The organism is Pseudomonas sp. MWU12-3088 (assembly GCF_023242405.1).
GTDB lineage: Bacteria > Pseudomonadota > Gammaproteobacteria > Pseudomonadales > Pseudomonadaceae > Aquipseudomonas > Aquipseudomonas kribbensis.
The window spans coordinates 581,621-604,092 of sequence record NZ_JALJEA010000003.1; the positions used below are offsets into that span (position 1 = coordinate 581,621).

General features: G+C 61.4%; 19 protein-coding genes and 1 pseudogene. 9 read left to right on the forward strand and 11 right to left on the reverse strand.

The genetic code is table 11. From position 1 onward, the window contains the following. Positions 1–142 precede the first annotated feature (142 nt). The 4 genes and pseudogenes from M5B98_RS11405 to M5B98_RS28835 form a co-directional block, all read right to left on the reverse strand. A complete protein-coding gene (locus M5B98_RS11405) occupies positions 143–766 on the reverse strand; it encodes a LysE family translocator (RefSeq protein WP_248742745.1) in 624 nt (207 codons plus the stop codon). Positions 767–829: 63 nt separating this feature from the next. Continuing rightward, on the reverse strand, positions 830–1,429 hold the full coding sequence (locus M5B98_RS11410) for a flavin reductase family protein (protein WP_248742746.1): 600 nt from the start codon (positions 1,427–1,429) through the stop codon (positions 830–832). Positions 1,430–1,516: 87 nt separating this feature from the next. Continuing rightward, the gene (locus M5B98_RS28830; RefSeq protein ID WP_371320925.1) at positions 1,517–1,948 is read right to left on the reverse strand and encodes a methyl-accepting chemotaxis protein; all 432 of its coding nucleotides are present in this window, start codon (positions 1,946–1,948) and stop codon (positions 1,517–1,519) included. A 108-nt stretch (positions 1,949–2,056) separates the two neighbouring features. Then, positions 2,057–2,833 (reverse strand): annotated as a pseudogene (locus M5B98_RS28835) (PAS domain-containing protein); the annotation flags it as partial. A 239-nt stretch (positions 2,834–3,072) separates the two neighbouring features. On the opposite strand from M5B98_RS28835, the gene M5B98_RS11425 reads away from it, so the two are divergent. Further along, the gene (locus M5B98_RS11425; protein WP_248742747.1) at positions 3,073–4,443 is read left to right on the forward strand and encodes a gluconate:H+ symporter; all 1,371 of its coding nucleotides are present in this window, start codon (positions 3,073–3,075) and stop codon (positions 4,441–4,443) included. A 38-nt stretch (positions 4,444–4,481) separates the two neighbouring features. Here M5B98_RS11425 and M5B98_RS11430 read toward each other — a convergent pair whose 3' ends face one another. Beyond that, entirely contained in the window at positions 4,482–5,795 is a 1,314-nt protein-coding gene (locus tag M5B98_RS11430) for an MFS transporter (protein WP_248742748.1), read from the reverse strand. 199 nt (positions 5,796–5,994) lie between these two features. Here M5B98_RS11430 and M5B98_RS11435 point away from each other — a divergent pair, with 199 nt between their 5' ends. The 4 genes from M5B98_RS11435 (at position 5,995) to M5B98_RS11450 (ending at position 11,265) form a co-directional block, all read left to right on the forward strand. Continuing rightward, positions 5,995–7,413: a short-chain fatty acid transporter gene (locus M5B98_RS11435; protein WP_085709272.1), complete on the forward strand. Its 1,419-nt coding sequence runs from the start codon at positions 5,995–5,997 to the stop codon at positions 7,411–7,413. Positions 7,414–7,569: 156 nt separating this feature from the next. Next, the gene (acpA, locus tag M5B98_RS11440; RefSeq protein ID WP_248742749.1) at positions 7,570–9,270 is read left to right on the forward strand and encodes an acid phosphatase; all 1,701 of its coding nucleotides are present in this window, start codon (positions 7,570–7,572) and stop codon (positions 9,268–9,270) included. Between the two features lie 119 nt (positions 9,271–9,389). After that, the gene (locus M5B98_RS11445; protein WP_085709270.1) at positions 9,390–10,562 is read left to right on the forward strand and encodes a hypothetical protein; all 1,173 of its coding nucleotides are present in this window, start codon (positions 9,390–9,392) and stop codon (positions 10,560–10,562) included. A 178-nt stretch (positions 10,563–10,740) separates the two neighbouring features. Beyond that, positions 10,741–11,265, forward strand: a complete 525-nt coding sequence (locus tag M5B98_RS11450; RefSeq protein WP_192552361.1) for an SET domain-containing protein-lysine N-methyltransferase — start codon at positions 10,741–10,743, stop codon at positions 11,263–11,265. Between the two features lie 8 nt (positions 11,266–11,273). On the opposite strand, the gene can is transcribed toward M5B98_RS11450, so the two are convergent. Next, a complete protein-coding gene (can, locus tag M5B98_RS11455; RefSeq protein WP_007951756.1) occupies positions 11,274–11,918 on the reverse strand; it encodes a carbonate dehydratase in 645 nt (214 codons plus the stop codon). Between the two features lie 142 nt (positions 11,919–12,060). On the opposite strand from can, the gene M5B98_RS11460 reads away from it, so the two are divergent. Beyond that, positions 12,061–12,465, forward strand: a complete 405-nt coding sequence (locus M5B98_RS11460; RefSeq protein ID WP_114885535.1) for a serine kinase/phosphatase — start codon at positions 12,061–12,063, stop codon at positions 12,463–12,465. A 47-nt stretch (positions 12,466–12,512) separates the two neighbouring features. Here M5B98_RS11460 and rimI read toward each other — a convergent pair whose 3' ends face one another. Continuing rightward, entirely contained in the window at positions 12,513–12,965 is a 453-nt protein-coding gene (gene rimI / locus M5B98_RS11465) for a ribosomal protein S18-alanine N-acetyltransferase (RefSeq protein WP_085709267.1), read from the reverse strand. After that, positions 12,958–13,710 carry an energy transducer TonB gene (locus tag M5B98_RS11470; RefSeq protein ID WP_248742764.1) on the reverse strand — a complete coding sequence of 251 codons (753 nt, stop codon included), beginning with the start codon at positions 13,708–13,710 and terminating at the stop codon, positions 12,958–12,960. Before M5B98_RS11470 ends, rimI begins: the two co-directional genes overlap by 8 nt. A gap of 231 nt (positions 13,711–13,941) precedes the next feature. Here M5B98_RS11470 and mksB point away from each other — a divergent pair, with 231 nt between their 5' ends. From mksB to mksF, 3 genes are read left to right on the forward strand one after another with little or no spacing between them, the layout of a single operon-like run. Then, positions 13,942–15,222 (forward strand): Mks condensin complex protein MksB, encoded by a 1,281-nt coding sequence (gene mksB, locus M5B98_RS11475; protein WP_162803512.1) that lies wholly within the window; start codon positions 13,942–13,944, stop codon positions 15,220–15,222. Then, the gene (gene mksE, locus M5B98_RS11480; RefSeq protein WP_085709264.1) at positions 15,212–15,913 is read left to right on the forward strand and encodes an Mks condensin complex protein MksE; all 702 of its coding nucleotides are present in this window, start codon (positions 15,212–15,214) and stop codon (positions 15,911–15,913) included. Before mksB ends, mksE begins: the two co-directional genes overlap by 11 nt. Further along, positions 15,910–18,750, forward strand: a complete 2,841-nt coding sequence (gene mksF, locus M5B98_RS11485) for an Mks condensin complex protein MksF (protein ID WP_085709263.1) — start codon at positions 15,910–15,912, stop codon at positions 18,748–18,750. The genes mksE and mksF overlap by 4 nt, the downstream gene beginning before the upstream one ends. Before the next feature lie 67 nt (positions 18,751–18,817). On the opposite strand, the gene M5B98_RS11490 is transcribed toward mksF, so the two are convergent. Genes M5B98_RS11490 through M5B98_RS11500 form a run of 3 tightly spaced genes read right to left on the reverse strand, consistent with a single transcriptional unit; the run spans position 18,818 to position 22,383 of the window. Further along, positions 18,818–21,121: a PqiB family protein gene (locus M5B98_RS11490; RefSeq protein ID WP_248742750.1), complete on the reverse strand. Its 2,304-nt coding sequence runs from the start codon at positions 21,119–21,121 to the stop codon at positions 18,818–18,820. Beyond that, positions 21,114–21,737, reverse strand: a complete 624-nt coding sequence (locus tag M5B98_RS11495) for a paraquat-inducible protein A (RefSeq protein ID WP_085709261.1) — start codon at positions 21,735–21,737, stop codon at positions 21,114–21,116. The genes M5B98_RS11490 and M5B98_RS11495 overlap by 8 nt, the downstream gene beginning before the upstream one ends. After that, positions 21,724–22,383 (reverse strand): paraquat-inducible protein A, encoded by a 660-nt coding sequence (locus tag M5B98_RS11500; RefSeq protein ID WP_085709260.1) that lies wholly within the window; start codon positions 22,381–22,383, stop codon positions 21,724–21,726. The genes M5B98_RS11495 and M5B98_RS11500 overlap by 14 nt, the downstream gene beginning before the upstream one ends. Positions 22,384–22,472: the final 89 nt, after the last annotated feature.

A 22,472-nucleotide genomic window follows, 5' to 3' on the forward strand; every position in this document is an offset into this window, starting at 1 on the left:
AACCCCTTCCGCCAACTGAAAAGGCTTACCGAAAGGTAAGCCTTTTTTGTGTGTCCATGAATCCATTTCAGCGGTCGAAATTTACGTTCCACTGAGCATTTGATGACCGCGAAACAAGCGTCATCCGCCGTCTGATTTCCGGTCAGCGATTCGCCACCAGATGCGCACCGAACAGCAAATAACAGCCACCCGCCAGCCGATCCAGCCATTGGCGTGAGCGCTCGTAAATGCCGGCAATCCGTCGGCTGGCGAAGAACAGCGCCACACTGCAATACCAGCTGAAGGACAGCGTTGCCATGGTCAGGACCGCCAATGCCAGCAGCATCGGCGGCACATGGGCCGGCATGGCGGTGGCGAAGATTGTCGCCACGAACAGTGCCGATTTGGGGTTGGTCATGTTGCCCAGAAAACCTCGCACATAGGCACCGAGCAAGGTTTGCTCCGTGGTGCCCGGGGCTCCTTGGGAGACAGGGGCCTTACGCTTGAATTGCTTGAGTCCTAGATAGATCAAGTAGCAGCCACCGGCAATCTTGAAGCTCAGATAGAGCCCCGGTGCGGCACTGAACAGCGACTGGATGCCCAGACCACCGGCCAATCCCCACAATATCGTTCCGCTGGCCACGCCAAGCGCCGCCACCACGCCATGGCGTCGGGACCGGCTGACGGCCAGTTGCGCGATATTGAAAAAGTTCGGGCCGGGCGTCACCACCGCAACCGTCCACAACAGCGCCAGCGACAACAACGGTGCAAGGTAACTGGAAAACATGGGACAGGCGCCTGATCGGTTCGACAATGCCCCTACCTTGCAATATCCAGCGACGTTTTGCCATCAGACCGAAAGCGTCTTGCCATCCACCGGATCGCCAATCGTCAGGAAATGCCCACCGGCCACATGGTGCAAAGTGCGCAAACCGTCATGCCCTTCAAAATGCCAACGCCCATCGCTGAACACTCGCGAATCAGCCTGGGCCGCGATGACCTCAGCCAGGAACAGATCGTACTGTTCGTGATTGCGCGGCTCCGGCAGCAACCGGCATTCGAGCCAGGCTACGCAACCGTCGAGCATCGGTGCCTCGACCTGCTCGCCAGCGAAGGTCTGCAAGCCATACGCCTGGAACTTGTCCTGCCCTTGATCACGATTGATTTCCAGACCCGAAGTCGAACCGACGGTCTGCACGATGTCAGCCTGATTCACGCAAGGAACGTTGAGAACGAAGGTGCCGGACGCTTCGAGCAGTTGTCGGGTCCAGGTGGATTTATCGAGGACCACCGCGACTTTCGGCGGTTCGAAATCCAGCGGCATGGCCCAGGCCGCAGCCATGATATTGCGCTGCCCGTCGTGAGCGGCACTGACCAGTACGGTCGGTCCGTGGTTGAGCAAACGGTAGGCTTTGTTCAGGGGAACCGGGCGACGAAAGGACTCGCTCATGGGATCTGCTCCGGGAAAAAGAGCCGATTGTAGCGGGATAAAAACAGCGAAGGGATTGCCATGGACAATCCCTTCGCCTGACAAGCATCAGTTGGATAGCTGGTTGGCGAACTGGCCGACCGCGTCCACCACTTTCTGCGCGCCATCCTGGATCTCGACGATCACCGTGCCCGCCTCCGCCGCCAGCGCCAGCCCTTGCTCGGCCTGAAGCTTGCCGTCGGTCATCAGCGCCACGGCATTGCGCGCCATGTCCTGGTTCTGACGAACCACACCGACGATTTCCTCGGTGGCCTGGCTGGTGCGCGAGGCCAGTTGCCGTACTTCGTCGGCCACCACCGCAAAACCACGGCCCTGCTCGCCTGCACGGGCGGCTTCAATGGCGGCGTTGAGCGCCAGCAGGTTGGTCTGCTCGGCAATGCCGCTGATGGTCTTGACGATGGTGCCGATCACCTGGGATTGCTCGTTCAGCGCCTCGATGCCTTCGCCGGCGGTCTGCATGTGCCGCGACAGGTCGCGCATCACATTGACCGCTTCGGTGACCACACGGGTCCCGCGCTGGGCGGTGCTGTCGGTCTGCAGGGACGTGCTGTAGGCGATGTTGGCGGCCTCGGCGACGGCTTGTTCCTGATTGACCTGATCGGTGATCACGGTGGCGAACTTCACCACTTTGTAGAGTTTTTCGTTGGCGTCGAGCACCGGGTTGTAGGACGCCTCCAGCCAGACCTCGCGACCATGGGCGTCGATCCGCTTGAAGCGACCGGCGACGAACTCACCGTTGTTCAGGCGGCGCCAGAAATTCTGGTACTCGGCGCTGTTGGCCTCGCCCGAGTCACAGAACATGCGGTGATGTTTGCCCTTGATCTGCGCCAGGCTGTAACCCATGCCCTGAAGGAAGCGGTCGTTGGCGCTCAGCACATTACCGTTGAGGTCGAACTCGATCACCGCCGTCGAACGCACCAGCGCACCGATCAGGTTCTCGTGTTCGCGTGAGGCTTCGATGGTGCGGGTCAGGTCGCTGGAGAAAATCGAAAAGTGCTTGATGCGCCCGTCCGATGAGCGGACCGGCTGGACGATCGAGCGCAACCACGCCTCTTCGCCATTGCCGCGTGACAGGCGCACGGCGCCGGCGAAGTGCTCGCCCCGGCTCAGTGCGGCCCGGAAGCGGTGATGAAACTCGTCGGACTTCACATGGGCCGGCACGATGTCTTCGATGGCGCGGCCGATCAGGTCGTGGCTCTTGTAGAGCATTTCATTGAGGAAGTTCTGGTTGACCGATTGAATCCGCCCGTCGGGCTCAAGGGTCAGCACCAGCATCTCGCTTTCCAGGCTCTCCTTCACTTGCAGAAGGCTGGAGAGTTCTTCACGAAGAGCCGCCAGCTCTTGCTTGAGGCGTTTGTTGAACATGGGAAAGCACCGATGGACTGGATGGAAAGCGGGGTTGCAGCCCTAACCATCGGCCTTGGAAATCTTTTCTGAAGAGCGATCGAGACCGGCCAGTCAAAAATAATCTCAATTGGCCATTGGTCTTATCCACCCGCGCAGAACGGATACAAAACCCGCCGCTCTGGCCCGGCCATATCAGGTATTCTCAAGTCAAATTGCAACAATATGTTGCCGCTATCCGCCCGATAAGGAGTGCCGTTTTGGATTTATCGACCGCTGCCTGGATGGTTCACGACACCCGCCTGATTCTCTGCTGCCTGCTGGCGATTGCGACAATTATCGTGTTGATCAGCGCCAGCAAACTACCGCCCTTTCTATCGATCCTGATCGGTACGTTCATTGCCGGCGTCGGCGCGGGTTTACCGCCAGAGGACGTGGCCAAGGCGTTCAGCAAGGGCGCCGGGGCGATTCTCGGTGAGGCGGGGATCATCATCGCGCTGGGCTCAATGCTTGGCGCGCTGATGGCCGAGTCCGGTGCAGCCGACCGCATTGCGTCGACCTTGCTTGGACTGGGCAAAGGCAAGTCCCTGCCGTGGGTCATGGCGCTGGTGGCGATGGTGATCGGCCTGCCGCTGTTCTTCGAAGTGGGGCTGGTGATGATGGTACCGATCATCTTCGTCATGGCCCGCCGTTCCGGTCAGCCACTGTTGAAAATCGCGATTCCGGCGCTGGCCGGCATGACCACGCTGCATGCCCTGATGCCGCCCCACCCCGGACCGTTGATCGCGGTCAGCGCATTGCATGCCGACCTTGGGCTGACCATGTTGCTGGGCTTCAGCATCGCCATCCCGGCGGTGATCCTGGCCGGACCGATCTACGGCAACTGGCTGTCGAAACGCATGCACGTCGATGAGCCGGCGGAACTTGGCGCGCTGTTCAGCGCCCCGCCGAAAGCGCCGCGCCAGCCGAGTTTCGGCATGTCGCCGCTGATCATTCTGCTGCCGGTGTTGCTGATGCTCGGCAGCACGCTGGCGAAAGTCGCGATGAGCCCGGAAAGCAGCGTCGCCCTGACCCTGAAGTTTCTCGGAGAACCCTTGGTGGCGTTGGGCATTGCCGTCATGGCGGCGGTGATCTGCCTCGGCTGGGCCAACGGCATGCCGCGTGAACACGTCGGCGGCACCCTGCGCAAAAGCCTCGCGCCGATTGCCGTGCTGTTGCTGACCATCGGTGCCGGTGGCGGCTTGAAGCAGACCTTGCTGGATGCCGGCGTCAGTCAGACCATCAGCAAAGTCGCCGAAGGCGCGCACATGCCGTATCTGCTGCTGGCCTGGCTGATTGCCGTGGCGCTGCGTCAGGCCACTGGCTCGGCGACGGTGGCCACCACCACGACGGCGGGGATTCTCGCGCCGATGATGGCGGGCCTCGCCGCGACGCAAAGTTCGCTGGTGGCGCTGGCGATTGGCGCCGGGTCAGTGTTCTTCTGCCACGTGAACGACGCCGGCTTCTGGATGGTTCGCGAGTACTTCGGCCTGCAACTGAAACAGACGATCTGGGTCTGGTCGGTCCTGCAAACCATCGTCTCGGTGGTGGGTCTGGCGGGGACCTTGCTGTGGTGGCACTGGTTGACGTGACGGCGGAGCGAGTTTGCGCCGAGGCCGTCAACCAGCCCTCAAGAACAGGGCGCCACCGAACGGCGCCCGCCTCCGGGCATGCGCACACCGAAGTACGCCGCACTGACGATGCCGACCGCGCCCATCACCGCGCAGAACATCACACAGATCCACGGGCTCCACGGCATCAGACCGATCAGCAGCAGCGGTGTGATGCTTGCCCATGCGGCGTAGGCAATGTTGTAGGTGAAGGAAATGCCCGAAACGCGAATCCGCGCCGGGAACAGGCTGACCATCACCGACGGCACCGCACCGACCACACCGCAGCCGAGACCGGCGATGGCGTAAGCCAGCCCTACCCAGTCGCCGCCCATGATCAAACAGCTGTAAAGCACGCCGATGCCCAATGGCAGCAGCAGGCTATATAGCATTACCGTGCGCCAGGCGCCGATGCGGTCCACCAGCAGCCCGGCTATCACGCAGCCGATGTTCAGGAACACGATGCCCAACGCACTCAATGCAAAGGTATGGCCGGCGGTCATGCCGAAGGTCTTCTGCATCATGGTCGGGGTGATGACCACAAACACCACCACCGCCGAAGTCAGTACGCACGTCAGCAGCATGGCCGGCAGCATCGCCAGACGATGCTCGCGCAAGACTGTGCGCAGCGGCAGTTCGACCCGCGCCTCACGCTGCGCTTCCATGGCCATGAACACCGGGGTTTCACTCAACCAGCGGCGCAGGTACACGCCGATCACGCCGAACACGCCGCCGAGCAGGAACGGATAACGCCAGGCGTAATCGAGGATTTCCGCCGGGGTAAACACCTGTGCGAGAAACGTCGCAGTCAATGCGCCGATCAGGTAACCGAAGGTCAGCCCGGCCTGAAGAAAGCCCAGTGCATAACCACGATGCGCGACCGGTGCGTGCTCGGCGACGAACACCCAGGCGCTCGGCACTTCACCACCGACCGCCGCGCCTTGCAGGATGCGCAGCGCCAGCAGCAACAGCGGTGCGAAATAGCCGATCTGGGCGTAGGTCGGCATGATTCCGATCAGCAGGCAGGGCAGCGCCATCATCAGGATGCTCAGGCTGAAGACTTTCTTGCGCCCCAGCCGGTCGGCGAAATGCGCCATCAGGATTCCGCCCAGCGGCCGCGCCAGATAGCCCGTGACGAAGATCCCGAAGCTTTGCAGCAGGCGCAGCCACTCGGGCATTTCCGGCGGGAAGAACAACTGGCTGAGGGTCAGGGCGAAGAACACGAAAATGATGAAATCGTAGATCTCCAGCGCCCCGCCCAGGGCCGCAAGGCCGAGGGTCTTGTAGTCGGAACGGCTGAACGGCGCCGGTCGGGCAGTGGAATGGGCAGTCATGGCAAAGAACTCTGGCAGGCAAAAAACCAAGGCGCCCATGGTCTACGCAAACGGGCCGGTCGACAACCCGTTAGACCATAGTCTGATTCAGTGAAACACGGTCACAAAAATCCGCCGGTTGATTTACTGTTGGCACCTGTCCAGACGGGCCGGCCAAGCCCCGAAGACCACAATAAACATAAAAATCCGAGGTACTCCCGTGGCCGTTGACATCGAAGATAGCCGCTCTGCGCGCTTTGCCTTGCGCTGCTCCAGTTTTGCCGAACGCTGGTTTCCCGACTCCTGGGTGTTCGCCGCACTCGCCGTGATCATCGTGGCCCTGGCCACCCTGGCCATGGGCGCCAAACCCACCGACGCCGCCATGGCTTTCGGCGACGGCTTCTGGAGCCTGATCCCCTTCACCATGCAGATGGCCTTCGTGGTGATCGGCGGTTATGTCGTCGCCAGCTCGCCGCCCGCCGTGAAGCTGATTGATCGCCTGGCGCGAATCCCGAAGAACGGCCGCTCCGCCGTGGCCTGGGTCGCGCTGATCTCGATGGTCGCGTCGTTGCTGAACTGGGGCCTGTCGCTGGTATTCGGCGGTCTGCTGGTGCGCGCCCTCGCCCGCCGCACCGATCTGAAAATGGATTACCGCGCCGCCGGAGCCGCAGCTTATCTGGGCCTTGGCGCCGTATGGGCGCTGGGTCTGTCGTCCTCTGCCGCACAGTTGCAGGCCAACCCCGCCAGCCTGCCGCCGTCGATCCTGTCGATTACCGGGGTGATTCCATTCACCCAGACGATTTTCCTCTGGCAGTCGGGCGTGATGTTGCTGGCGCTGGTGGTGATCTCGATCATCATCGCCTACGCCACCGCGCCCGGCCCGAACTCGGCGCGTGACGCCAAGGCCTGCGGCATCGACCCGGCCTTCAACCTGCCGCCGCTGCAACCGCGCACCCGGCCCGGCGAATGGCTGGAGCACAGCCCGCTGCTGATCATTGTGCTGGTGCTGCTCGCGGCCGGATGGCTGTTCCACGAGTTCTCGACCAAACCGGCGATCACCGCGATTTCCGGGCTCAACACCTACAACTTCCTGTTCATCATGCTCGGCGCATTGCTGCACTGGCGTCCGCGCAGCTTCCTCGATGCGGTGGCGCGAGCGGTGCCGACCACCACTGGTGTGCTGATCCAGTTTCCGCTGTACGGCTCGATCGCGGCGCTGATGACCACGGTCAAAGGCACCGATGCCCAGACTCTGGCCCATCACATCTCGACGTTCTTCGTCAGCATCGCTTCCCACGACACCTATGCGCTGCTGATGGGCGTGTACTCGGCGATTCTCGGTTTCTTCATTCCGTCCGGGGGCGGCAAGTGGATCATCGAGGCGCCGTACGTGATGCAGGTGGCCACCGACCTGAAATACCACCTCGGCTGGGCCGTGCAGATCTACAACGCCGCCGAAGCCCTGCCGAACCTGATCAACCCGTTCTACATGCTGCCGCTGCTGGGCGTGCTGGGGTTGAAGGCCCGGGATCTGATCGGCTTCTCGTTCGTGCAACTGCTGGTGCACACGCCGCTGGTGCTGTTGTTGCTGTGGGCGCTGGGGACGACATTGGCGTATACGCCGCCGGTGATGCCATGACGCGGAGTCAACTTCAGGCGTAATTCACATGAGGGAGCTAGCGTATTGGCTCCCTCATTTGTTTCTGCGCCTTGGAAATGTCACCCAACCGTCACATTCCCTTGCTAGCGTCCGCCCGAAACATACTGAAACAATTAAGCATAAACGGACTTCTACATGAACGACGACACCGACGGCAAAGCCCCCTCCTCGCCTGAATCCGACAATCCCACCGATACCAGCCGCCGCCGTTTTCTCGGTGGTGTCGCCGTGCTGGGTGTGGGCGCCACGCTGGCCGGATGCGGGAATGCCGCTGATCAGCCGGGCAAACCCGAGGAGCGTCCGCTCTCGCCCGCCGAGCTGGACAAGGCCCTGCACGATCAGGTGAAGACCGTCGTGGTGATCTACGCCGAGAACCGCAGCTTCAATAACCTGTTCGGTGATTTTCCCGGTGTCGAGAAGCCGCTGTCCGCGCTCAAGCCCGAGGAATACCAGCAGCGCGATCGCGACGGCAGCCTGCTGCAGACCCTGCCGCCGGCCTGGGGCGGTGTATTGCAGATCGGCCCGCAAACCCTCGATGGCGTGACCTATCCCAACGCCGTGCAGTTTCAGGAAAACCTGCCCAATGCGCCTTTCGCTCTGAAAGGCCCGAATGCCGAAGACTTGCCGCTCGGCCTGGTAACCCGGGATCTGTGGCACGTGTTCTATCAGAACCAGATGCAGATCAACGGCGGCAAGAACGACGGCTTCGTGGCCTGGGCCGATTCCGGCGGCCTGACCATGGGTCACTATGCCCAGAGCCGCTATTCCCTGCGCCTGTGGGACGTGGCCCAGGAATTCGTGCTGTGCGACAACTTCTTCCAGGGCGCCTTCGGTGGTTCGTTCCTCAACCACCAATACCTGATCAGCGCCACCGCGCCGTTCTACCCGAATGTCGCCAGCTCAGTCGCCAAGAGCCAGATCGCCGCGCTGCAAAGCGATGACCCGGCCGACCCGCGCCTCAAGCCGCTGGATCAGTCCCCGGCCAGCGCCATGACCGGCCCGCCGCAGTTCGGCCCGAGCGCGCTGACCCCGGACGGTTACGGGGTCAACACCCTCGCCCCGCCGTACTGGCCGACCTGGATCCGCGACCCGGAGCGTCCGGCATATTCCAAGGCCGATCTGCCGAATGTCATGGTGCCGCAGACCCACGAGCACATTGGAGACAAACTGTCGAAGAAGAACATCGACTGGGCGTGGTACGCCGGCGCCTGGCAGGCGACGCTGGATCAGTTCAAGGATTCCGGCGGCATCCCGAAAATCCCCAACTTCCAGTATCACCATCAGCCGTTCAACTACTTCCAGCAACAAGGCCCGGAGCACCCCGAAGAGCGCAGCAAGCGCCTGCGCGACGCCGGTCTGGGAGACGAATCGAGCACCAACAAATTCTTCGCCGACGCCGAGGCGGGCAAGTTGCCGGCCGTGAGTTTCTACAAGCCCCAGGGCAACCTGAACATGCACGCCGGTTACGCCGACGTGGCTTCCGGTGATCGGCACATCGTCCGCGCGTTGAAAGTGCTGCGGGAAAGTCCGCAATGGAAAAACATGGTGGTGATCGTAACCGTCGATGAAAACGGCGGCTGGTGGGACCACGTCGCGCCACCCAAGGGCGATCGCTGGGGGCCTGGTTCGCGGGTGCCGGCGCTGGTGGTGTCACCGTTTGCCCGCAAAGGCACGGTGGATCACACGGTCTATGACACCGCATCGATCCTGCGTCTGATCACCCGCGTGTTCCAGCTGGAAACCCTGGCGGGTATCAAGCAGCGTGACGATGCGATGACCGCCCGGGGCCAGAAACCCATGGGCGATTTGACCAACGCCCTGCATTTCAAGGCCTGAGGACGGGGCCTGCGGTACGGCTCAAAAAACTGTGGCTGACGGCTTCTCGCCATCACCCGGCTGATCCAATATGTGGCGCACCCGAGCAACGGGGAACCCACGCTGAAAAGGATCTGAGCATGTTCAAACTCGCAGGACTCACCCTCGCTGCGCTCACATTGAGCGCAGCCGCCCACGCCGATGTCGACCTGAAACTGGGCAGCACCGAACGCGTCACCCGCCTCTTCGCTTATCCCAACAATTGCAGCGTGATCTGCTTTCGCAACTGGACGCTTGAGCAGACCGTCGCCCATTACCTGAGCCAGAGCGTGCAACGCGATGGTTATACCGGTGCCAAGGTGCTGGTGAAGAATGACAACGGTCAGATCTATGCCGAGATCAGCGGTGTGCCGAAAGGTTACGACAAGCCGCTGACCGCACTGCTGGATGCCGGGGACCTGGCCTACACCGGCGCCAGCAAGCTCAACGCCGATGGCAAATGGGCGTACAGCTGGTATCTGTTTCTGCCGCTGGGCATGGCGCTGGAAAACCGTAAGAGCGTCGAACTGCTGCACTTCCCGCCGGATTACTCGCTGACCCAGGCTCAGGACTACCTGCGCTCCAACACCACCGATCGCTGGGCTGCGCTGCTGACCGACAACGGCATTCCGGCCGACCAGACGCCGGGTTACCAGACCATCGTCGACATCGCGCCGATTGCCGCGCCCGCCAGCGCCGGCAGCGACCTTGAAGGGGTCTACGACTACTTCAAGGACTACCAGACCACCATGGTCAAACAGGTCAGCGTCAGCGCCAGCGGTGCTGCCCTGCCGATGGTGGCCTTCGGTGCACCGGTGCGTAACTGGATCAAGCAGCAATATGGACCGACCGTGAACGTGCTGGGCCTGGCAACCATCACTCCGAGCGCCGGGGTGAACGTGCCGGTACTGGGTTCCAACCACCCGAGCTACATCTGGTACGCCGCCGATCCCAAGAGCTACACCGGTGACGACGCCCAGGCCAAGGCTGACGCGGCGGGGCTGAAAGTGATGGGCCAGGACTTGAGCGCCGCCTGCTGGCAGGCCGGCATGGGCAGCAAGCCGGGCACCGACCCGAAAACCCTGCTGAACAGTTGCACCCAGACCTGGCAAGTGACGCAGAAGGTCAAGACTTGCGAGTTGTTCTACACCTCGATCCGCAACTTGACCGCCGAACAGGCCGCCGCCAAGTGCGCCACCACGCCGATCAAGGCCCAGTTGCAACAACTCCAGAGCCCGATGCCTGACGCAGCGGTGCCTGCTCCGCATATTTGAGGCAAAAATGGCTTTTCCGTGTCAGTGCCGGCTGACGCGGAAAAGCGTCTTTTGCCCCTGTCAGATATGACAGTAGATCTGTAGTTTCATATACGAGATATTGGATCCAATACTGTGTTACCGGGCCGAATGGAAACTGCCCTGTTGAAGTCGCAGCATCTTTTCGACAGGGATCGTTATGAATACGCAAGTCCTTCGCCATCCCACGCCCCGCGATACAGAGGGGATCTACCCGTTCATGGGGCTTCCCGTGCGCCTCGGATTCCCTTCCCGTGCCGACTTCGAAGTGATTCACGACGCCCGGGGAACGCCCTGTGCAGTCGTCGCGCGCCGGGAATTTCTGCGCATCACCCGCATGTGCAGGGTCTCGGGTCAACTGCTGCCCTACCGCTGCCGCCAGACCCGGCAATTACAGGCCGGCATCCATATTTACGATCCACGCTTCTGCGGACTGCTCGAACACTCCTGCGACCCGAACGTGTTCATCGACATGAGCGAATTATGGTTGTGGGCCGTGCGAGACATTCAGCCGGGCGAGCGACTGACCATGGATTACACCGCTACCGAGGACAAACTGCTCAGGCAGTTCGCCTGCGGTTGCGGGTCAGCACATTGTCGCGGCTGGATCACCGGTTACGACGAACCACCCAGCCTTGAAGGCCAGCGCTACTTGAAGAGCTGGCTGCGACAAGGCATGCGCTGACTTGCAGGTTACGGTGCGCCGACCGGCCGCAGACGGTATTGCGGCGGCAGTTGCTCGAAACCGCTGATGGTGGTGTTCAGACTTTTCCAGCGGCCATCCTTGATGCCGTAGATGCAACCGTGGATCGACAGGCTCTGCCCGCGATGCCAGGCGTTCTGGATGATGCTGGTGTGAGCGACGTTGGCCACTTGCTGGATCACGTTGAGCTCGCACAGGCGATCGACCTGTTCCTCTTCGGTCGGCAGTTTGGCGAGTTCTTCGCGCTTTTCGTAATACAGATCGCGAATCGACCGCAGCCAGCCATCGATCAGGCCGAACTGGCGATCCTGCATCGACGCCCGCACACCGCCGCAACCGTAGTGGCCGGTCACCAGAATGTGTTTGACCTTGAGCACGTCCACCGCGTACTGGATCACCGACAGGCAGTTGAGGTCGGTGTGCAGCACCACGTTGGCGACGTTGCGGTGAACGAACAGATCGCCCGGCAGCATGCCGACGATTTCGTTGGCCGGCACCCGCGCATCGGAGCAACCGATCCACAGGTATTCAGGCGTCTGCTGGCGGGCCAGTTTGGCGAAGAAATCCGGGTCTTCCTTGGTGATCGCGTCAGCCCAACGCTCGTTGTTATCAATCAGGTCTTGTAAGTCATGCATGCTGTAAGGCCTCAAGAAAGATGCGCTGCTATGACAGACAACCGTCCGTCGGGGTCACGAAAGGATCGCAAGTGATTTCGTTGGAATTTCTCGTGTGCCGGGTGAGTCCACCTGAGTAAGGCCCACAGTATGAGGATTTGCCATGACTGATTCACGACGTCCCTTCGACGCGGTGCAGCCGGAGCCCATCGATGATAACGAAGACCGCATGGGATCGGTGCACGAGCTGGATTTCGACGACGAACAACCCAGTGCGAAGATCGGCGATGAACTGCCGGAACGTGAGCGTGAGCAACGGATGCCTCGTGAGCGGGTACGGGAGGCTGGCCTGACCGGCGCTTCAGTGGCCGATCATGAGCCGACCGACGATGACCTGAGCCCGGAAACCCTGATCCGCGAAGACGGCGCCCGTGATGCCGATGAGTTGGGGTCAGGCAATCAGGCGGATTGGGATTTGAGCATTGTCGATGAGGACGACATTGGCGGCGGAGACGGGCTGGATGAGGCGGAAATGGCGCGGCGCGATCCGATGGATGGCAAACGCTGAAGTGCTCGTTGGAAGCTGCCTCAGGTTGAGGCAGCTTCTACTGGCGATCAGTCAACCAGAGTACAGGCCATGACCACGGCGTCTTCACGCCCACCCACCGCCGGGTAGTAGTCGCGACGACGGCCGATTTCGTTGAAGCCGTAGCGCTCGTACAGGCGGAACGCCGCTGTGTTGCTGTCGCGCACTTCCAGGAAGCATTCCCGGGCATCGGCCGCATAGGCGCGGGACATCAGGTATTCGAGCAATGTCAGCCCCAGGCCACGCCCCTGATTCTCCGGTTTGACCGTGATGTTGAGCAGGTGCGCTTCATCCAGAATGATCTGCACCACCCCGTGGCCGACCTGCTGCTCGCCTTCGAACATCAGCCAGATCTGGTATTTGCCCAGCCCGTCGAGAAAAATCCCGCGCGTCCAGGGATGGCTGTAGGCCGCGAATTCAATTTTCAGCACAGCGTCCAGATCGGCTTCGACCATCGGACGGAAGGTTACCGCATCACTCATTCGATTCTTTCCAGCGCGCCATCAGCCGACGCATGGCTTGCCACACGGCGGCTTTGCGCTGTGGCTCTTCCATCAACAATTCCAGTCCCGGCACGGCCCAGGCCAGGCCAAGACCCTCGATCTGCAATTCACTGTTGAACGCCTCGGCGTCCTTCTCACCGGCGAAGCGCACCGCTGGCAGGCCGATCAGCCACAGACAGGCGCACGGCGACGTCTCCATTTGCACCGAAAGGAAACCCTGGACGAAATCCCGGGCCGCATCCGGCCCCTGATCCATGGTGCCGCGCACCAGCAGTGGCCAACGCACCGGATCGCCGACGATCTGCGGCGCATCCGGCAGACCGGCAGCCCGCAGCATGTCCTTGAGCAGCAGATAGGCCGGATCCCGGCTCTGGAACGATTCGCCTGTGGGTAACTCCACCAGCAACAGGCAACGGCCGGCGCGCAGCAATTGCAGGGCGAAACGCGGTGGCGGCACTGGCGCGGGCCGTGCGACCACTGGCGCTTCTTCGGCTTCCTCCACCGGTTTGGCGGCAGGGCGGCTGCCGGCGGGCGTCGGTCGCGGGACCTCGATCTTCGGCCGCTCGGCCACACGCACAGCCGGCTGAGCCGGCGCCTCAGCCGGGGATGCCGGTGCGACGGACAGCAAAACCTCGGGCTCCGGCTCCAGAAGCTCCAGCAGCTCGGGCCGCGACGGAGCGGCGAAAGGCAATTCGGTGCGCGGCAGCCAATTGACCACCTGCATGGCGTTCAAATAGGCGCGGCGGCGGGACTCGATTAGCAAGGGTCGGCCACTTGTGGATAACTGAAGTGCGCTGATTCTACCGCCCTTCGCTCAAGATCGCCCGCTGTTGATCGATAGTCTTGACCGATACCTTGACGCAAAGAAAAGCGACAGCCCGTCCCGAGAGTGAATCGCATCCCGCGTGATGCAGTACAATCGCGGCTTTTAATCGCCAACCAGCCGGCCATTCCGATGATCGAACCCAAGCGCGTCTTGCGCGCCCTCGCTGAACACTGGGCACTTCTGGAGCCACTGTGCGAGCACTTCGACCAGGGCACCCTGAGCCTCAACGAACTGCGCACGCAACTGGCCGCCCAACAACTGGAAAGCACGCCGCAGGACATTACCAGCCTGCTCGACGTGTGGATTCGCCTCGACATTCTGGTTCCCGTGGCGAAAAGCCCGAACCGTTTCGAGCTCAATGCGCAAATCCACGACTTCCTCGCCTACCTGCGCCGGGAGCACCGTCTGGGCCTGTGTCTGGAAATCGAAGCCTACCTGCGTCACCTCGAGCGTCTGGCCGGTTACATCCAGGATGCGTTCGACATTCGCGACGGCAATGACCTTGCCCGTCAGTTGCGTCTGCTCGACATGCGTGTGCGTGACGTCCTGAAGAAACTCGACAACGACGAACAGGCGCTGGTGGCGGTGGCCGAACGGGCCAAAACCAGCGACCGGCAAATCCCCCTGCGTCAGCGTTACGCCGAAGTACTGGCGACCTGGGACGAATATGTCGAACCGATGATCGATCTGGTGAACGCCGACGGCGCCTTCGAACAAGGCGTGCGCAAGGTCGAAACCGTGCTGTTGAAGATGCTCAGCGAACAGCAGCGCCTCGGCCACCTGGTCGATGACGACATGCTGCTGCGCACCCACGCGCGCATCCTCGAAATGCAGACCAGCGCCCAGTTGACCCTGCGTCACGCCCGGGAACTGCTGCTGCCGCTGCGTGAAGAAGCACGCCGGCACAACGCCGTGACCCGTGGTGCCGCGCTGGCGCTGGCGGCGATCCGCCGCAAAGGCATCGACGCCGTGCCGCAAGCCGCGATGCCGCTGTTCACCCGGCCGCAAAGCACCTTCCTCGGCAGCGCCAGTCAGGTTGAAGCCTACGTCTACGCCCTGGCCCGTTTCGAACCGAAACCGGCGCGTTTCCCCAAGGCGCACAAGTCGCAAAAGACCGGCGATGCGCCGCGTGCACCGCGCACCGTGCGCGAAATGGTCGACCGCTGCGAAGAGTCCCTGCCGATGCCGGATCTGATGACCTGGCTGCTGGAGCAGGAACCGGACGGCGCCACCGACGAATTGCTTTACTGGTTCTCGCGCCTGTCGCGGGAAAAACGCTTCAAGCGCGAGCGTCTGGAACGCCGCGAATACCATACTCACGAGCATCAGGTCAGCCTGCGCTCCTTCGCCCTGCTCTCGGCCCGCGACCCCGCCGCCGAGGATTCTGCGAGCACTCCACATGCATCTTGATCTCTCCGAACTGTCTCAACTGGCGCCGATCTTCCGCGAACTGTTCAAGGGCTACCACGTCAGCCGCCGCGACCCTGAGCTGTATGCGCAGCTGTCGAACTTCCAGGACCAGTACCGCACGCTGTTCAAGGCCCTGGGCTTCGAACTGGTCTGCGATACCCGTGGTTTCTACTACTTCGTACCGGACATGGCCGCCGCCGCAGTGAACAAGACCGCCCAGCGTCTGGCGCTGTTCACCTTCATCCTTGTCGAGCACCTGGCTGACCAGGGCCGCGACCCGATTGCCGTGCTGGACGGCGGCAGCCTCGGCCGTGACGAACTGCCATCGCTGCTGGAAAAGTACCGCGACCTGTTCATCCAGGCCGAAGTGCAGACCGTTGATGAGCTCGAAGAGAAAATCATGCGCCGCATGACCCAGCTCGGTTTCGCCGGCGAAGAAAACGGTGTGTACCGCTTCCTGCCGCCGATGCACCGCTTCCTCGACGTGTGCCTTTCGGTGCAGCAGGACCGCGATCTGGCGGCCAGCGTCCACAGCGTGCTGCCGCTGCCGGCACCGGTGCTGATCGACGAGGAAGCCGAGGCCAGGCTGCTGGAAACCGACGATCCGCTAGACCTGACCGAGTTTGAAGAAGAAAGCGAAGAAGACGCACTGGCCCGCGCCATTGCCGAAGAACAGGAGTCCGACGCATGAGCCAGGAACGCTACGGCATCCGCCGCTTTGCCCTTTTGAACACCGCCGGTTACAGCCTCGGCCTGTTCCCGCTGGAAGAGCCGCTGTCGGTCTACGGCGCGAACAACCTCGGTAAATCCGCCTCGATCAACGCCTTGCAGTTCCCGATTCTGGCGCGCATGTCGGACATGAGTTTCGGCAAGTACAGCCTGGAACAATCCCGGCGTTTCTACTTTGCCTCCGACACCAGCTACATCCTCGTCGAAGTGAACCTGCCCCACGGCCCGCACGTGATCGGCGTGGTCGGTCGCGGCCCGGGTGGTGGTTTCGGTCACCAGTTCTTCGCCTACGCCGGCAAGCTCGATCTGGCCCACTACCAGAAAAACGATACCTGCTTGCGTCAGAAAGAACTGTTCAGCAACCTCGAGAAAGAAGGCCTGAAAGCCTACGAGCTCAAGCCGGATGAACTGCGTCGCTTGCTGGTTGGCGGTCATACGTCGATCCCGCTCGACCTGACCCTGATCCCGCTGCGCTCCACCAGCGAGCAGAGCTTGAAGACGTTCCGCGCACTGTTCATCAACCTGCTGCACATGCGTGAAATCACAGCAGCCAAGCTCAAGCAGCTGTTCCTCGATGCCTTCGAACACAGCCTGCGTTCCGGCAGCGTCGACTACATCGCGGCGTGCGAAGAAGCCTTCCGCGATGTGCGTCGCATGGAACAGGACTACAACTCGCTGGTGGCCGCCGGCCCCTTGGTCGAAGCCTTGGCCAATGGCGTGAAACAGCGCGACGTGCTGCGCGGCAAGCTGCATCGCCTGTCGCCGCTGCTCGACTCGTTGCTCGGCACCTGGTCGGACTACGCCACGGCGCGCAAGGAAGAGCTGACCATTCAGGCCGAGCACTACCGCCGCGAACAGGACGACCTGCAGAACGATCAGCGCGGCGGCACTCAGGAGCTGATGCGTCTGGAGCGGGAAATCTCCGGCATCCAGCGCTGGCTGGGTGAGTTGTCGGTACTGAAGAATCGCTTTGCGCTGATCGATGACGTGAAAGTGCTCGAGCAGCAACTGCTAGCCGCCAAGGACGCTCACGATGAACTGGCCGGTGCGCTGGCGCAGTCCCGTCAGTTCAGCGCCGAGGATCTCGAGGAACGCCTGCGGGATCTGGAAAAGCGCCTGAAGTCGGTGAAGCAGCAACTCGATCACGCCGACAACAACAGCTACGCCCGCCTGCGCGAAGAGTTTTCGCAACAGGACGTCGAGCGCCTGATGCGCCTGTTCAACAGCGCGCTGTTCAGCCTGCCGCTGGGTGAACACGGCATCACCCTCGACGAGGATGGCGAATGGGTGAAATCGGTCGAGTTGATCCTCGACGGCTTCAAGGGCGAACGTTTCGAAGTACCGGGCCTGTCGATCGACATCTCGCACATCGAGCCGCCGGCCCTGCAAGCGCTGGCTGACCGTGCCGCGCTGCGCGATCAGAAAGAGCGTCTGGAAAAAGAACTCAAGCAACTGAAAACCCAACAAGCCGTGGCCGCCGACCGCGCCGCGAGCAAGACCCAGACCGAAGCGCTGTACCAGCAGGTACTGGACGCTCAGAAAGCGCTGGAAGATTTCCGTCGTACCCAGACCCTGAGCGCCGAAGAAGGCGACAAGCTCGAGCAACTGGCGCAGATGGAAGCCGCGCAGGACGAACTCAAGCGCTCCAGCGATGCGTTCACCGAGCGCGTCCAGCAACTGTCGGCCAAGCTGCAACTGGTCGGCCGGCAGATCGCCGACATGGAAGCCAAGCAGCGCACTCTCGACGATGCCCTGCGCCGTCGTCAGTTACTGCCTGCGGACCTGCCGTTCGGCACACCGTTCATGGATCCGGTCGACGATTCCATGGACAACCTGCTGCCGCTGCTCAACGACTATCAGGACAGCTGGCAAGGTCTGCTGCGTGCCGATGGCCAGATCGAAGCGCTGTACGCACAGGTACGCCTCAAGGGCGTGGCCAAGTTCGATAGTGAAGACGACATGGAGCGACGCCTGTCGCTGCTGATCAACGCTTACGCGCATCGCACCGACGAAGCCCTGACCCTGGGCAAGGCCCGTCGCGCGGCGGTCACCGATATCGCGCGAACCCTGCGCAACATCCGCAGCGACTACGACAGCCTCGAGCACCAACTGGCGTTGTTCAACCGCGAGATCAACAAGCGTCAGGTATCCAACCTGCAGAGTTTCCGCATCGTGCTCGCGCCGAACAAGGAAGCACTCAAACACATCGACCAGATCATCCACAGCGCCGGTCAGTACGAAGAAGGCGAAACCCTGTCGGTGTTCGACCTGAGCCAGAGCGCCGAGCAGGACAACAAGAACGAAGAGGCCAAGGAATACCTGGCGCGGCTGGTGGCGGCGAACCACAACCAGCTCGGCCTCAAGGACTTGTTCGAGCTGGCGTTCGAGATCACCAAGGTCAACGGCCAGCCGGTTATCCATACCGACATCGATGGCGCGGCGTCCAACGGCACCACGATGACCATCAAGGCGCTGACCAACATGTACTTGTTGCTGCACTTGATGGATCGCGATCTGGCCGGGCGTGTGCGTCTGCCGTACTACCTCGACGAGGCAGCGGACATCGACGAAAGGAACCAGGCGGCGTTGCTGGAGACCAGCCTGCAACTGGGCTTCGTGCCGATTCTGGCAAGTGTGAAGCCGCAGGTCTGTGCCAGTGTCGCCATCGACCTGGAAGGCGGCAGCGGCCCGGCGGGCATCTACATCGACGAGGCGGACTGGAAGTACATCCGCCGCCACGATGTGGTGAAAGCCACGATCAATGTCGAAGCGGATGAACCGGAGCTGGATGCGGTTTGATGCGTAACTGACGGGCACAAAAAAGGGCCGCGATCCATTGGATCGCGGCCCTTTTCATTGGGCGGGATTATTTGCCGAGGGGGATTTTCGGCGCCCAGGTCAGCCACTCGTCTTCGAACTTGTCGAACAGCGGGAAGGTCTGCTCAGCGCGGGCCGGGTTGCCCATCCGCTCGCCGTCCGGTGTGGCGAAGGCGATACCGCCCTGAATCGCCGTTTCCAGCGACTCGGTGCGTACGGTCAGGCCATTGAACAAACCGATGTCGAACCCGACACCGCTGGTGTTCCAGAAGCGGCTGCCACTGCGTACCAGTGGCGCGTATTTCGGCTCGATCAGAATATGCACCAGTACGCGGTCGGCGGTCTGACCCAGTTCGTAACCAGTGACTTTACCCACCGTGATTTCGCGATAGGTTACCGGCACGCCGGGTTTCAACGAGCCGCGGCGGGCAGCGCTCAATACCAGGCTGAGGCCGGCCTCTTGTTTGCTCACTTCCGGCGGATTGGCCAAGGCCACGAAGTTCTTCTGCGGGCCGAGGCTCTTCGCCGCCGGCTGAACTTCGATGTACTGCCCCGTGACCAGGGTTTCCAGGTTCGAGGTCTTGATCAGCCCCAGTTCCGGCTTGACCACCCAGAACTGGCTGCCGACCCGGGCAATCTTCTCCGGCACTTCGGTGATGCGCGCGGTGAGGATCACCGATTGCAGGTCATCGGTCAGGTCGACGCTTTCGATCTTGCCGACATCCAGTCCCTTGAAGCGAACCGGCGTGCCGCTGCGCAAGCCGTCGGCGCGGTCCACCTTGATGGTCACCAACTCGCCTTTCTGATTCGCCTCGTCATGATTGGCGAACAGACGGAAGCGCGGAATCCGCTTCTGCAACGGCGCCTTGGCTTGCGGTGTTTCGAAGGCGATGCCGCCGGCCATCAGGGTTTGCAAGGACTCGCTCTTGACCTGAATACCGCCGGTCAGGCCACCGGTCAACGTGATGCCGCTGACGTTCCAGAATCGGGTCGAGGCGTTGACCAGGTTTTCGTATTCCTTCTCGATGTGGACGCCGATCACCAGTTGCTTCCGGGTCTTGGAGAACTGATAACTCTGCACCGAGCCGACCTTGACCTGTTTGTAGAGAATCGGACTGCCGACCTCGATCGAACCGAGGCTGTCGGTGAACAGCACCAGGTGCAGGCCCGGCGCCTTCAGATCCAGCGGCGGCGCTTTTGGCCGTGCCTCGAACTCGCGTTGCGGTGCACCGCCCTTGTCACCGGGGCGCACGGCAATGTAGTTACCTTTGACCAGTGCTTCCAGACCGGTAATGCCAGCCAGGGAGATCGAAGGTTTGACCACCCAGAATTGCGTGCCGGTGACCAGATAGTCTTCGGCAAGCGGATCGAGGGTCAGCTCGGCGGTAGCACTGGACAGGTCCGGGTCGATCTTCAGCGCTTTCAGGTTCCCGACCTGAATGCCCTTGTACATCACCGGGGTACGTCCGGCCTGCAGGCCTTCGAAATCGCTGAGTTTGACCTTCACGCGGATACCGGCGGCGGCCGCGTCGAAGTCTTCGTAGAGGCGAAACGGCAGGCTCGGATCGGTGGGCGGGCTGTCCTTGCGATTCTCCGGGGTGGCGAAGGCAATACCGCCGGCGACGATGCTGGCCAGAGATTCGCTGCGCACTTTCACGCCGGACAGGTTGGCGTCGATGCTGATGCCGCTGGCGTTCCAGAAACGTGTGTGTTTGCGCACCAGTTTGGCGTAGGTCGGTTCGATGAATACCTTGAGTTCGACCGTGCTCTGGTCTTCCGACAGTACGTAACTTTTGATCTGACCGACTTTGATCTGCTTGTAGAACACCGGACTGCCACGGTTCAGCGACCCCAGGCGATCAGCCTTGATCGTCAGGTGCAGACCGGGTTTGGAGTCCGACAGCGGCGGCTCTTCAGCCAGGGCCTTGAACTTGCGGGTGGGCTCACCTTCGCCCGGGCTGATCGCGACATAGTTGCCCGACACCAGGGTTTCCAGACCGGTAATACCCGCCAGGGTCACGCTCGGTTTGACCAGCCAGAAGCGGGTGCTGGTCTTCAGGTATTGATCGACATCCTTGTTCATCTCGATGGTGGCGATCACCCCTTTGGTAGCACCTTCGTCATCGAGCTTGAGGGCTTTGACCTTACCGACGGACATCCCTTTGTAGACCACTTCAGTCTTGTTGGCCTGGATGCCTTCACCACTTTCGAAACGCACCTGAATCTCGATGCCGGTTTCGTTGTAGGCACGCCATCCCAGCCAGCCGCCAATGATCAGGGCAATCAGGGGCAGTACCCAAATGGCAGACCAGTTCGAAGCCGGTCGGGTTTTCGCTACGGGCAAATCAGTCATGGTCGGCGTCCGACTCCGTGTTATCCCAAATCAGTCGGGGATCGAAAGTGACAGCGGCGAGCATCGTCAGAATCACCACACTGGCGAAGGCGATGGCGCCCAGATTGGCTTCGACGCTGGCTAGCCGGCCGAAGTTGACGACCGCCACCAGAATGGCGATCACGAAAATATCGAGCATCGACCAGCGGCCGATGAACTCGATGAAGCGGTACATCCAGATTCGCTGACGCGCAGATAACGGCTGACGGCGCTGTACCGAAAACAGCAGCAGCGCGATGCCCACCAGTTTGAAGGTCGGTACCAGAATACTGGCGATGAACACCACGGCAGCAATCGGAATCATGCCGTGCTGCACCAACTGGATGACCCCGGACATGATGGTGCTCGGATCACCCTGGCCCAGCGAACTGACCGTCATGATCGGCAGGACGTTGGCAGGAATGTAGACGATCGCGGCCGTGATCAGCAGCGCCCAGGTTCGCGCGAGACTATTGGGCCGCCGGGCGTGAACCAACGCACCGCATCGGGTGCAGGTCTGCACGTCGCTGTCGGCGTCCTGCTTGTTCAGTTCGTGGCATTCTGTACAGATCAGAATGCCCGCATCAATCGCCCGCATGGGCATCTTCTCCTGATAACGCCTGCCAGATCTGGTGCGGTGACATCACCACTTCGAGCCAGACCTGAACCAATAACAAACCGATGAAACATGCCAGACCGAGACCAACGGTGATGGCCGCCATGTCCGCCAGTTTGACGATCGCCACCAGGACGCCCATGAGGTAGACCTCAAGCATGCCCCAGTCTTTGAGGTGGTGATAAATGCGGTAGAGCAACAGACCGTAGCTACGACCGATGTTGAAACGGATGGTCAGCAACACGATCAACTGACACAGCAGTTTCAACAGGGGGATCGCCATGCTGCACAGGAATACGACGACTGAAACACCGCGCATATCGGTATTGAACAGACCGACAACGCCGCTCCAGACAGTATCCTGCGACGATTGCCCGAGAACATTGAGCTGCATGATGGGTAAAAAGTTCGCCGGCACGTAGAGCAACAGTGCGGCAATGACCAAGGCAAGGCTACGTTGCACCACGTTATGACGGTGGGCATACAGTTCGTAGCCACAGCGTGGGCAGAGGGCTTTTTCGCCGTGAGCAAGCTTGGGCTTGCGCATCAGCAAGTCGCACTCATGGCAGGCCACCAAGTCATCCAGCGGTAAATCTGACAGCCCGGGGGCGTCAACCGAATCTGACATAAGGGCTCTGGCTCCGAAAAAGATGGGGTCTATTCTAGTGTTCTGATTCGAAAATAACTGTGCAAATTTGTTCGCTGTCGCGGGCAAAA